12 protein-coding genes and 1 pseudogene are annotated in these 12,585 nt (G+C 44.6%); 5 read left to right on the top strand and 8 right to left on the bottom strand.

The window, feature by feature from the left end; genetic code table 11:
- The 6 genes and pseudogenes from AACQ38_RS01755 to zapG form a co-directional block, all read right to left on the bottom strand.
- The coding region (locus tag AACQ38_RS01755) for a PAAR domain-containing protein (RefSeq protein ID WP_207631751.1) at positions 1–1,393 on the bottom strand (1,393 nt) is incomplete at its 3' end.
- A 512-nt stretch (positions 1,394–1,905) separates the two neighbouring features.
- Positions 1,906–2,967, bottom strand: a complete 1,062-nt coding sequence (gene degS, locus AACQ38_RS01750) for an outer membrane-stress sensor serine endopeptidase DegS (protein ID WP_165577257.1) — start codon at positions 2,965–2,967, stop codon at positions 1,906–1,908.
- 734 nt (positions 2,968–3,701) lie between these two features.
- The gene (locus AACQ38_RS01745) at positions 3,702–3,824 is read right to left on the bottom strand and encodes a hypothetical protein (RefSeq protein ID WP_278249216.1); all 123 of its coding nucleotides are present in this window, start codon (positions 3,822–3,824) and stop codon (positions 3,702–3,704) included.
- Positions 3,821–4,048: pseudogene (gene vapB, locus AACQ38_RS01740) on the bottom strand (type II toxin-antitoxin system VapB family antitoxin). Before vapB ends, AACQ38_RS01745 begins: the two are co-directional and overlap by 4 nt.
- 106 nt (positions 4,049–4,154) lie before the next feature.
- Positions 4,155–5,531 (bottom strand): serine endoprotease DegQ, encoded by a 1,377-nt coding sequence (gene degQ / locus AACQ38_RS01735; protein WP_011148150.1) that lies wholly within the window; start codon positions 5,529–5,531, stop codon positions 4,155–4,157.
- 237 nt (positions 5,532–5,768) lie between these two features.
- Positions 5,769–6,173: a Z-ring associated protein ZapG gene (gene zapG, locus AACQ38_RS01730; RefSeq protein WP_011148149.1), complete on the bottom strand. Its 405-nt coding sequence runs from the start codon at positions 6,171–6,173 to the stop codon at positions 5,769–5,771.
- A 468-nt stretch (positions 6,174–6,641) separates the two neighbouring features.
- On the opposite strand from zapG, the gene zapE reads away from it, so the two are divergent.
- From zapE to sspB, 5 genes are all read left to right on the top strand, one after another.
- Positions 6,642–7,772, top strand: a complete 1,131-nt coding sequence (gene zapE / locus AACQ38_RS01725; RefSeq protein WP_165577256.1) for a cell division protein ZapE — start codon at positions 6,642–6,644, stop codon at positions 7,770–7,772.
- 254 nt (positions 7,773–8,026) lie between these two features.
- A complete protein-coding gene (gene rplM, locus AACQ38_RS01720) occupies positions 8,027–8,455 on the top strand; it encodes a 50S ribosomal protein L13 (protein ID WP_011148147.1) in 429 nt (142 codons plus the stop codon).
- Between the two features lie 15 nt (positions 8,456–8,470).
- Complete coding sequence (gene rpsI / locus AACQ38_RS01715) at positions 8,471–8,863, top strand: 30S ribosomal protein S9 (protein ID WP_011148146.1); 393 nt, start codon at positions 8,471–8,473, stop codon at positions 8,861–8,863.
- Positions 8,864–9,209: 346 nt separating this feature from the next.
- Complete coding sequence (gene sspA / locus AACQ38_RS01710; RefSeq protein ID WP_058589205.1) at positions 9,210–9,851, top strand: stringent starvation protein SspA; 642 nt, start codon at positions 9,210–9,212, stop codon at positions 9,849–9,851.
- Between the two features lie 3 nt (positions 9,852–9,854).
- Complete coding sequence (gene sspB, locus AACQ38_RS01705) at positions 9,855–10,370, top strand: ClpXP protease specificity-enhancing factor (protein WP_165577255.1); 516 nt, start codon at positions 9,855–9,857, stop codon at positions 10,368–10,370.
- Between the two features lie 51 nt (positions 10,371–10,421).
- Here sspB and AACQ38_RS01700 read toward each other — a convergent pair whose 3' ends face one another.
- Complete coding sequence (locus tag AACQ38_RS01700; RefSeq protein ID WP_165577254.1) at positions 10,422–10,928, bottom strand: hypothetical protein; 507 nt, start codon at positions 10,926–10,928, stop codon at positions 10,422–10,424.
- Between the two features lie 238 nt (positions 10,929–11,166).
- Positions 11,167–12,585: a glutamate synthase small subunit gene (locus tag AACQ38_RS01695; RefSeq protein ID WP_011148142.1), complete on the bottom strand. Its 1,419-nt coding sequence runs from the start codon at positions 12,583–12,585 to the stop codon at positions 11,167–11,169.

The following is a 12,585-nucleotide window of genomic DNA, read 5'->3' as shown; positions in this document are numbered from 1 at the left end:
GGTTGCCGTTGCGGTCCTCTGTCATGGACAGGCGGCGTTTATCCCCCTGGACTTCGGCAAAACTCAGTATCTGCTGAGTACGGCGGTTAAACAGACGCAGTTCGCCGTCGCGCTGGCCGTACAGCAGGTAATGCCCGGCATGGAGGTTGACCGAGAAGACGGTTTCCGCCGGGGTGTGGAAGGTGTAAATCACCCCTTCGCCATCGGTGAAATGGGTTTCCTCGCCGTCGCGGCGCAGGTGTTGCGACCAGTCATCGGCCCATTTAGGGCCGAACAGCCCGGCCAGGGCGGCGGTGGAGCGGTAAGTCCGGTTCAGGGTCAGCGGCAATACCCCCGGCAGGGCCAGCACCGGCCAGACCTGTAGGAAGTCGCCGGTCGCCACGTCGACCGGCTCGCCGGCTTTGCTACAGAGTTGGCTGTCACAGCCGGTTTTTTTCACCGACGGGGTGGGTTCCGCCCCGGATTTGACTTTGCCGCCGTTGCCTTTCCGACCAAGCGGCAGCGGGAGCAGGCCGGCAATGGCGACCAGCCAGCGCAGGTCTTTGTTGTTGGCGGTCAGGATAGTCAGGGCATCACCGGTTTGCGGGGTGATGGCAATTGAGGCGGCAGCGCTGTTGATATTGGCGTCACAGGTGGTGCGGTGGCCCAGCCGGGCAATGGGCTTGCCGTTGGCAAACACCGTTTTCGCGCCTTCGGCAATCACCACCGAGCCGGGGTGGTCGCTGCACATAATTTTGTCCCCCTGACGGGCCACCGGCTGGCCTTCAAAAAAGACATTCGGCGACCCTTCGACAATCTGGCCTTTATTCGCCCCGTACTGCCCGAGTGTCGCGCCCACAGACGAGACCAGTCCGCCGACAAAACCGCCCGCCAGTCCGGCCGCTGCCCCGGCCACCACAGCCATCGCCAGGCCGCCGGTCGCCACAATTAACCCGCCGACGGCCACTGCCGCCAGTGCGCCGAGCAACACGCCACCCAGCGCCCCCCATAATCCGGCGCTTTTGTTCTGGTGGGCAATCGCATCCCCGAGCCGGGCCGGGGCCTGGCCTTCGGTGGCGACCGTGCTCTGGCCCATGTACGGGCCCAAAACCCCCATCACGCCATGCGTGAGGCTTTCGCCGATATTATTGCCTATCTGAGCTCCCAACTTCCCGGCGGCTACTCCTGCGACCAGCGGGAGGATGGCGGGGGCACCGCCCACTGCAACGGTATACGTCATCGCCGCCGTCAGAGAATGATACTGAAAACGCTCACTTTCCAGATAATTCAGCACCGTATCGGCAGAAGAGCTGCCTTCGGTCGGCGGGGGCGTATTATCCGCCGGGGTCGTCCCCGTGCGGGTTGTGCGCTGCGCGGTGCCGGCCCCCAGCCAGGCCATCATCAATACGCTCATGACTCCTCCCGGACATTATGGTTCATCACTCAAACGGGGCTGAAATGAGGTCATCATGGTCAGCAGTTGTTTTAGCTGGGATGGGGGCATGTTGCACGTTAGCCTGTCGACACGCTGAGTACTCAGGCAGTCAGCGATTTGTCCGGTGCTAAATCGCCTGCATGGTTTTTTTTGGAATGGCATCTCGCTTCCCTTATCATTTGCAAGTCTCGTCAGAACTATCTATAAAGCTATAAAGGCACCAGCAGTTTGTCGCTGATAGTCTTATTGATAACCTGTATGAACAGGCAACGTCGGGAATATTCCATTGCGGCTTAAGAGTATCGTGAAGATAGCTAATCAGTCATTTTATTTGTTTAATATCCACTCAGGAACATATAATAAAAAATTCCTGTTGTCCCGTCTGTTTGTGTGATGAGTATTTGATTAACTTAATAAATGTGACATAAATCCCAAATTTTTTTCACCAGTTGCGCTCACCAAAAATCCGATTTAAGTGAAGCTCAGGTGAATTAATATTCACTATATTCTTCAATGGTCACTTGTAGCGATAATATTTTCCCATTGCGCAATAAAGTGACAGGAACCACGCTGCCGGGGCGTATTTCAGCCACTTGATCCATTGTTTCAACCGCGGAAATAGCGGGTTTGTTATTGACACTGGTAATGATATCACCCACTTTAATACCAACTTTTTGCGCTGGTCCGTTTGTAGTCACCTGAAATACTCGTAACCCTTGAATCTGGTTAATACTGCCGTTAGAAGAGCGAATATGTGGCAGCTCTTGTGACGTTATGCCGATAAAACCTCGGATAACCCGTCCGTCACGAATAAGTTTCTGCATAATCTTGGTGGCGAGTTCAGTCGGAATAGCAAAGCCTAATCCTTCTGGGGTTTCACCATTTTCACTTTTATCGAATGATAATGTATTGATACCTACTAGCTCGCCAAGGGTATTAATCAAAGCTCCGCCAGAGTTACCCTGATTAATGGAAGCATCGGTCTGGAGGAAGTTTTGACGGCGGGTAGGGCTTAATCCAACGCGACCGGTAGCGCTAATAATCCCTTGAGTAATGGTTTGCCCCAAGTTGTAAGGGTTACCAATGGCTAAAACGACATCTCCCACATGCGCCACTCTATTTGGATTAATCGTTATGACAGGTAGGTTTTCGGCATCAATTTTCAGGACGGCAAGATCCGTTAAGCTGTCAGAGCCTATGACGAGGGCTTCATAAAAATGACCATCTTGCAGTGCAACAATAATTTGTCCTGCATTATTAATGACATGTTTATTGGTAAGAATGTAGCCTTTATCACTCATGATGACGCCAGAACCAAGGGTATGGTTTTCCCGGCCTTGGTGAGAAAAACTCCCCATGTTGCTGCTGTAGACGTTGACTACGGCGGGTGCTGCCCTACGGACACCTTTATTAAAGCTGAATGGAAATTCGTCATTACTGTTATTGGTAATTGCTGATGTCAGCCCGCTAGGGCGCAGTGATGGAATGGCCATCAGTAAAATTACAGCGATAAGTAATCCTAAAAAAGCAGAGCGCAGCAACTTGGCAATCATGGGTATTATTCAGTGTGAGTTAATCAGTCACTGCAGGATAACATAGAAATTAACAGACACCGCATTATGCTGTATCTCGGATTACTGACTTTTAGCGCTTCGATTATCACTATTGAGTTTTCATTAATAATAAAATGAAAAAATTTGTATTGATGGTTTGCATGGGTATTAAACTCTTTTTTATCGCATTTTGCTACAATCTGAGGGGTTTTAACGCTGTTTTTACTGTCTTTAACTTTTCGTTTTAGCACTTTTATTTACTTCATAACGTTGAGATTCGCTCAGATTAAATCATGCGGGTTTTCGTTTTTCATGTGATTTGAAAACAAGGCGTGACAGAAACTTTCGCTTATTCAGATAATATGATAAAACAGTAGTTAAAAAAAACGTTTATGGTCTGTCAGTGTGGTTTTAAAATCTGGAAAAAGTAGTAAGTGTATTATGAAAAAGCAGGTAAAAACTTTAATCATTAAAGGTAAAAATAAGTGATTAAGGTTTTTTTAAAACGGGTAAAAAATTCGATGCTATACTGATATTGGAAGAGAAAACATCAGGAAAAATCGGTCTTAAATTGATTAACCAAATGACAGCGTTAATCCAATAATAAAAGTGAAAATATTTAACAGCATTAACCGTATTAAAATAATTTGCTTATAAGAGGTTTTACATGGTCTGTAAGAAGTTTACGAAAATCATGGGCAATCATTAAAAAAAATTGATAAACCCTAAAGATTTCAAGATGCATCGCGACGGCAAGGGAGTGAATCCCCGGGAGCATAGATAACGATGTGACCGGGGTGAGCGAGTGCAGCCAACAAAGAGGCAACTTGAAAGATGACGGGTATATATTTTTTCATAACTTAACGCGTCCTTCTTCCACAATATCCAGTCGTTCGGTTAAAAAGTCAGAGTCAGTTTTTTCTTGTTGTAAAAAGGAATTCCAACTGGGTTTAATCGGTCGCAGAATAATGATATCGCCTTCACGAATAATCTCCAATTCGTTCACTCCCTCGAAATCGAGGTCGCGAGGTAAACTTACAGCTCAGTTATTGCCGTTTTTGAATATTACTACGGTTCTCATATTGAGTCCTCCAGAAAAACTGATTTACAAGACCACCTGTCGTGAGGGATATCAGTGAGTTAAGACACAGCATTACGCTGTGTCTTAAATATGTTTACTAAAAGTATTAATTTCTTAGCAACAGATAAATACTCTCTTCTCCGCGAAGAATGTTCAGCGCTATAACTGGCGGTTTAGAATCAATAACTTTGCGCAGTTCATTAATATTCTGTATCCGTTCATTATTGATCCCAACAATCAGGTCATTTTTCTGTAAGCCAGATAACGCCGCCGGTGAGTTTTGAGCAACACTATCGATTTTCACACCGTAAGTCCCTTTTACTTCACCATTGCTTAGGGTTGCACCTTGCAGGGCAAGGGTTAGATTTCCGGCTTTGGTTGTTTGACCTTCACTGTTTTCTAGCGTAACAGAAACCTCCATTGGCTTACCTTTGCGTAATAAGCCAATTTTAATTTCTTTACCTGGTATCGTTGTGCCGATTTTGGCTTTCAGTTCAGCAAAGCTACTAATCTTCTTACCATCAACGGAAATAAGAATATCGCCGGATTTAATACCTGCTTTCGCTGCGGCGGATTTTGGTAAGACTTCACTGACAAATGCTCCGCGTTGGGCGTCAATATTGAATGCCTTAGCGATATCGGAATTCATTTCAGTACCTTTAATACCGAGGATACCGCGTTTTACTTCACCATGCGCGATAAGCTGCTCGCTCAGGGTTTTTGCCATATTACTTGGGATAGCAAAGCCGATACCGATGTTACCACCACCCGGGGCTAGAATAGCGGTATTGATACCGATTAATTCACCATTCAAATTGACCAGTGCACCACCGGAGTTGCCACGGTTAATAGAGGCATCCGTTTGGATAAAATTTTCTAATCCTTCCAGATTCAGACCGCTACGTCCTAACGCAGAGATAATGCCGGAGGTTGCAGTTTGACCAAGGCCGAATGGATTACCAACCGCAACAGCAAAATCACCAACTCGGAGCTTATCGGAATCGGCCATAGTAATTGCAGTTAAATTCTTAGCATCTTTCAGTTGCAGCAAGGCAATATCTGTCTGAGGATCGCGGCCTAATAATTTGGCTTCATATTCACGTCCATCATTCAATTGCACACGGATTTTATCTGCATTCTCAATAACGTGATTGTTGGTTAATATATAACCTTTGGCAGCGTCAATGATGACACCTGAACCAAGCCCTTGGAATGGGCGGGTACTTTCACGGCCCATGGGTAGATTTGGGCCAAAGAAGAATCTGAATTCTTCAGGTATACTCTGTTCCTGTTGTACTTGCGTACCAGAGACATGCACGCTGACAACGGCTGGCAGGACTTTTTCAAGCATCGGTGCGAGGCTTGGTAATGTCTGACCGGCGATAGCAGCAGGCAAAGCAGCATTGCTAATCGTAGGGACAGAAATTGCAGACAACCCGATACTGATTGCTAATGCACTAAGGAATAAGTGTTTTCTTTTCATCTAATTTTGTTCTCTTGTATACCTAAGCTAGAAGGCTAATTGAGTTAATTCTGGCAAGCTGCCATGATTACTCTATGACTGTTAATTATTAAATAAAGTTCATCGGGCAAACAGATTTAGCATGATTCTTTACAGGTATTTACATGATTGAAAAACAAAAAAACAAAACTTGTAGGTAGATAATAGATTTTACATTTGAATTAATGCTGTGGCACACGATGTGCCACAGCAGGGTATTTACTGGTTTTTTTCATTCATCGGACGAAACAGGCCGGAAGCACCATCGGAATAATCTCTTGGTGGCATTTTAACCGGAGATTGATCATTATCCGCTTCTGATTCAGTCAATCGATAATTAAATGGATTTTCTTGTGCTGGCATATTCGGCATCAGTTCATGAGAGCTTTTAGCCATATGCTGATATAACTGACGATAATCGCGAGCCATATTGTCGAGTAATTCTGCGCTACGGGCAAAATGACCAACTAATTCTTTACGATACTCTTCCAGTTCTGATTTATTATTCTCCAGTTCAGTTTGTAAGGCTTTCTGCTGGCGCAGCTTAGTGTTACCAAAACGCATAACTAGCGCTCCGATAGCAAAACCAACCACCAATCCAATCAGTGCATACTCCCAAGTCATAGCTACTCCTTCATCGACATCGTTGTTCCGCAGAATGTTTCACTTAATTATCGTCACTATAACCGTTAATCTAGTTAGAGTGGAATATTGATCATGATTTACATTTGTTTGTATACCCGTCGTCTTTCAAATTGCCTCTTTGTTGGCTGCACTCGCTCACCCCGGTCACATAGTTTGCTATGCTCCCGGGGATTCGCTCCCTTACCGTCGCGATGCATCTTGAAATCCATAGGGTATATACCCGTCATCTTTCAAATTGCCTCTTTGTTGGCTGCACTCGCTCACTCCGGTCACATAGTTTGCTATGCTCCCGGGGATTCATTCCTTTGCCGCCGCGATGCATCTTGAAATCCATAGGGTATAGATCTTATTGTGGACCTTATTGTAGACAATTGATCCGGTAATAAGGTCAATCTGAATCATAAAAACGATAAAAAACGGGCGATTATTTTAAGGATTGTTATTGTCATGCCATCATTGATTACCCCTTCATCATGTTATCAAAAAGCCCTTTCTGAGGGCAAATACCAACCAGATGATGTTCAGCGTCAAGTTGTAGCTCAATTGGATACCATTCACCATGCTCTGATTAATGTTTCTCCCGGCAATCCCGTGAGGCGACAAAGCTTGAAAGGGCGTCTGAGTAAACTGTTAGGAAAAACGACGTCAATGAGCTGTGCACCTGTTCAAGGGCTTTATATGTGGGGCGGCGTTGGTAGAGGGAAAACTTGGTTAATGGATATGTTTTACCAGAGTTTACCCGGTGAAAGAAAATTACGTTTGCATTTCCATCGTTTTATGCTGCGGGTACATGAAGAATTAACGGTATTACAAGGGCATGAAAATCCGCTGGATATTGTGGCGGATGGTTTTAAAACGGAAACAGATGTACTTTGCTTTGATGAATTTTTCGTCTCCGATATTACTGATGCTATGATTCTTGGTGCATTGTTGGAAGCGCTGTTTGTCAGGGGGATTACCTTGATTGCAACGTCAAATATTCCTCCTGATGAACTCTATCGTAATGGTTTACAGAGAGCCCGCTTTTTGCCTGCTATTGAGCAGATCAAAAAATATTGCGACGTTATGAATGTGGATTCGGGTATTGACTATCGGTTGCGCACGTTGACTCAAGCTCATCTCTATTTCACACCGCTGAATGAAGATAATAAACGAGCGATGGATCGAATGTTTATTCTTTTGGCCGGTAATAGCGGTGAACAAGCTTCTATATTGGAAATTAACCATCGGCGGATGCCGGCAATTCGTGACGCTGATGGTGTATTGGCAATTGGATTTAACGTCTTATGTGAAGATGCGCGTAGTCAGATGGATTACATTGTTTTATCAAAACGTTATCACACGGTTTTGTTATACCAGGTTCCAGCGATAATGCCGGGTAATGAAAATGCTGCTCGTCGTTTCTTGGCATTGGTTGATGAATTTTATGAACGCCGGGTAAAATTGATAATTAATGCGGCGGTGCCGATGGAGCAGATTTACCAAGGGGTGTTGTTGGTTTTCGAATACCAGCGTTGCTTATCCCGTTTGCAAGAGATGCAAAGTGAAGAGTATCTCAAATTACCTCATTTACCTTAAGTTTGAGTTCGCTTATCTATTTCAGACGGAAAACTGATTTTAAATATTCAAATGGGGGTCGATTTTTATTTTTGACTTCTCTATAATCTTGCGACCCCACGTTACAGCAATGTTTTTTTCCCAAAAACTTGCATACAGTGCCGGCATAGGCTATTCGAAGGGGTAGGTTTGCTGGACAAGAGTCGTGTGAACCTCGGCAAGTTTCTGAACCTTGAGTGTTCACCAACGTGTAACTTATTATTGGGTAAGCTTTAATGAAAACTTTTACAGCTAAGCCAGAAACCGTAAAACGCGACTGGTATGTTGTTGACGCAGATGGCAAAACTTTAGGCCGTCTTGCAACTGAAGTGGCTCGCCGTCTGCGCGGCAAGCATAAAGCGGAATACACTCCGCATGTTGATACCGGTGATTACATCATCATCGTTAATGCAGAAAAAGTTGCAGTCACCGGCAACAAGCGTTCTGATAAAATCTACTATCACCACACCGGTCATATCGGTGGTATTAAGCAAGCGACCTTTGAAGAGATGATTGCCCGCCGTCCTGAGCGTGTAATTGAAATCGCGGTTAAAGGCATGCTGCCAAAAGGGCCACTGGGCCGTGCAATGTACCGTAAACTGAAAGTTTATGCAGGTAGCGAGCACAACCATGCGGCACAGCAACCGCAAGTTCTGGACATTTAATCGGGATTATAGGCAATGGCTGAAAATCAATACTACGGCACTGGTCGCCGCAAAAGCTCTTCCGCACGTGTCTTTATTAAGCCAGGTAGCGGTAATATCGTCATCAACAAACGCAGTCTTGAAGTTTACTTCGGCCGTGAAACAGCGCGCATGGTTGTTCGTCAGCCGCTGGAGTTGGTTGATATGTTGGGTAAACTGGATCTGTACATCACTGTTAAAGGTGGTGGTATTTCTGGTCAAGCAGGTGCAATCCGTCACGGTATCACCCGCGCACTGATGGCGTATGACGAAACTCTGCGTTCTGATCTTCGTAAAGCTGGCTTCGTTACCCGCGATGCTCGTGAAGTTGAACGTAAGAAAGTTGGTCTGCGTAAAGCACGTCGTCGTCCACAGTTCTCCAAACGTTAATTTTTTGTCTTTATGGCAATTATTTAATGTGCAAACCCGTCTTTTTGGCGGGTTTTTTACTTAATTATCCACACACTTCCCCCAAAATGTACAAAATCTGGTAAACTAGTGCCAATTTTTGCCTCATCCATTTGTCTGCCTACTATCTGAACGGTAGTAATTGCGTTGAAACGGTAATGATTGTGTTGAAACGGTAAATTGTGTTGAAACGATAAATTGTGTTGAGTAGCACATTCCGTATTCACCGTTGTGGCGCAGAAACATAAGGGATGAGAATGAATGAGTAAGAATAGTCGTGGTCGTGTGGGGCTATTCATTCCCTTTTTAGATAAACTTGGAGGTTTTCATGGCTGTCGCTGCCAACAAACGTTCGGTAATGACTCTGTTTTCAGGCCCGGCCGACATTTTTAGCCATCAAGTGCGAATTGTATTGGCGGAAAAAGGTGTCAGTGTTGAAGTTGAGCAGGTTGAGGCAGGTAACCTGCCACAGGACCTTATCGATCTGAACCCTTATCAGACAGTTCCGACTTTGGTTGATCGTGAGCTGACGCTATATGATTCCCGCATCATTATGGAATATCTGGATGAACGCTTTCCTCATCCACCATTAATGCCTGTGTACCCAGTTGCCCGTGGTTCCAGCCGTTTGATGATGCACCGCATCGAAAAAGACTGGTATTCCCTGATGCATACTATTGAGGAAGGCAATTCTCAAGAGGCCAATACTGCTCGTAAACGATTAGCAGAAGAGTTGCTAGCAGTGGCACCAATATTTAAAGAGATGCCATTCTTTATGAGCGAAGAATTCAGTTTGGTTGATTGCTATCTTGCTCCTTTGCTGTGGCGTTTGCCGGTGTTGGGTATAGAATTACCGAGTTCTGGTACTAAAGATTTACAAATTTACATGCAGCGTGTCTTTGAGCGTGATGCATTCTTAGCTTCATTAACCGAAGCTGAACGTGAAATGCGCTTGCAATCCAGGAGCTGATTTATGGAGCTGTCTCAAATGTCTCCCCGTCGTCCTTATTTGTTGCGTGCTCACTACGAGTGGTTACTCGATAATGATATGACTCCACATCTGGTTATAGACGTGACTTTACGTGGAGTTAATGTACCAATGGAATATGCCCGTGATGGGCAAATTTTGCTGAATATAGCGCCGAGAGCTGTTGGTAATCTTGAGTTAACCAATGATGAAGTACGCTTCAATGCCCGTTTTGGTGGTGTTCCCCGTCGGGTTAATGTACCGATGGCGGCAGTTATTGCGATTTATGGCCGTGAAAATGGGGCGGGAATGATGTTTGAGCCTGAAGCAGCTTATAAAGATGAATATCTTTTTAAATCCGCTTCAGATCAGGATAAGGCTGATACCTCTGCATTTGCGACAGATAATCTGGTATTAGTTACGGATACATTGCCCGATGCTGAAGATAATAGTGGAACTTCACCTGATGATGAGCCACCAAAACCGACGAGAGGGCGCCCTGCTTTACGGGTAGTAAAATAAGCGTTAAAAGAGGGGGCGGTTTGCCTCCTTATTTTTTTTCAAATTCATTGATTAGAATTCTGTATTGTAGGCTTTTTCTAATTCCCAAAAACAATCTTCAGCTCTGTTTTTAGCTTTGAAATCTGTGATAGCGCTTAAGCTCTTTTTAACCTTATCTACAAACTCTATTTTATTCTCTCTGGTCCCCAGTTCTGGTGGGATTGTGCAGATATCAGCCAATGATATATTGTTTTCTTTATCTGAGTTAGCAAGGACTTCAGCAGGATTATTAATTAATGCTAAGGATAATGCGTAGCGAACTTCTTTGGCAAAACCCAGGTGTATGCTTTGCGTTAATTTAAAAGCCAGTTTTATCCATTTACTATCACCAGTAGAAATGTTGTGAGTGATTTCTTGTTTGGCTCCTATTTCACCTAATTCTGCCACTACAGAATTGGTACCTCTATTCATAATTTCTTTATTAATATTTTCAGATGTTAAGGGCTGTGATAAAGCAAGTGCTGTATGACTGATAAACAGCATTGGAGATAATAAAATTAAGGTTTTTATTAGCTTCATTAATATTTCCAGTATTTATAGTTGAATAAGTATCGTGATATTGGTGTCGGTTAATTGGAGTATTTTATTTAAAACCCACATTAATGAGAAAAAATATTCCAAAATATCATGTATGACAGTAATAAGTGTGGAATGTTCATTAAATTCACTTACTTTTTTGTGTAAGGGTAATCCAATTAATATAAAGTATTGAACTGATGATAGAAAGAGATGGGAGCTGAAAAGCTCCCTTGGTTGACTAGATGTTGAGATAATCAAGAATGCCTTGTGCGGCTTTGCGCCCCTCGGCAATTGCGGTTACAACGAGATCTGAGCCACGAACAGCATCTCCACCAGCAAATATCTGCGGATTGCTAGTTTGAAAGGGAATGTCTGAGTACTCTGGTGCGACAATGCGTCCTTGTTTATCCAAGGTTACTTGATGAGCACTTAGCCAGTTCATGGTATGTGGTTTAAAGCCGAATGCCATGATCACTGCATCGGCCTTAAGCAGGTGTTCCGAGCCTGCGATAATTTCAGCTTGGCGGCGTCCATTCTCATCAGGTTGGCCTAATTGAGTCCGTACCATGTTTATGCCACAAACTTGACCTGAATGGTTGATTTCAATCCTGACTGGTTGCAGATTAAACAGAAATTCTACACCTTCTTCCTTGGAATTTTTGACTTCACGCTGGGAGCCTGGCATGTTGGTTTCGTCACGACGATAAGCACAAGTAACCGAAGCCGCTTTTTGGCGAATAGCCGTTCTGACACAATCCATTGCAGTATCACCGCCACCAAGCACTACGACCCGCTTGCCTTGCATATTGATGAAAGGTTGCGATGGTAGGGCGGGATAACCCATCAAATGCCGGGTATTGGCAGTCAGAAATGGTAGAGCATCATAAACACCATCAGCATCTTCATTTGCCAGTCCCCCACGTATTGACTGATAGGTTCCTACGCCAAGAAATATCGCATCAAACTGCTCAGTCAGTTCAGATAAGGCAATATCTTTGCCTATTTCAGTATTGAGCCGGAATTCAATTCCCATCTCAGAGAAAATTTCACGGCGGCGTATCATGACCTCTTTTTCCAGTTTGAACGCGGGTATGCCAAAGGTGAGTAATCCACCGATTTCCGGGTGACGATCAAAAACAACGGCTTGTACGCCATTACGGGTCAATACGTCAGCACAAGCTAGCCCCGCGGGGCCTGCACCAATAATCGCAACCTGTTTGCCCGTGGGCTGAACGTGTGACATATCGGGCTTCCAGCCCATAGCAATCGCTTTATCATTGATGTAGCGTTCAATATTACCAATAGTTACTGCACCGAACTCATCATTCAGAGTGCAAGCGCCTTCACAAAGGCGATCCTGTGGACAAACACGACCACAAACTTCCGGCAGGCTGTTTGTTTGATGGGATAAATCCGCCGCTTCCATAATACGTCCTTCATTAGCCAGTTTAAGCCAATTGGGAATGTAGTTATGAACGGGACATTTCCATTCGCAATAAGGGTTACCGCAAGAAAGACAGCGATCGGCCTGTGTCTGTGCCTGACTTGTTGAAAATGGCTCATAGATTTCCACAAATTCTATTTTGCGGATTTTCAGCGGCTTTTTAGGCGGATCGACGCGTTGTAAGTCGATAAACTGATATACATTCTGGCTCAT

The organism is Photorhabdus sp. RW14-46 (assembly GCF_963887965.1).
In the GTDB taxonomy this organism is placed as follows: Bacteria; Pseudomonadota; Gammaproteobacteria; order Enterobacterales; family Enterobacteriaceae; genus Photorhabdus; species Photorhabdus laumondii.
The sequence above is the reverse complement of the archived record's forward strand: the minus strand, read 5'-3'. Positions and strand labels throughout refer to the sequence as shown.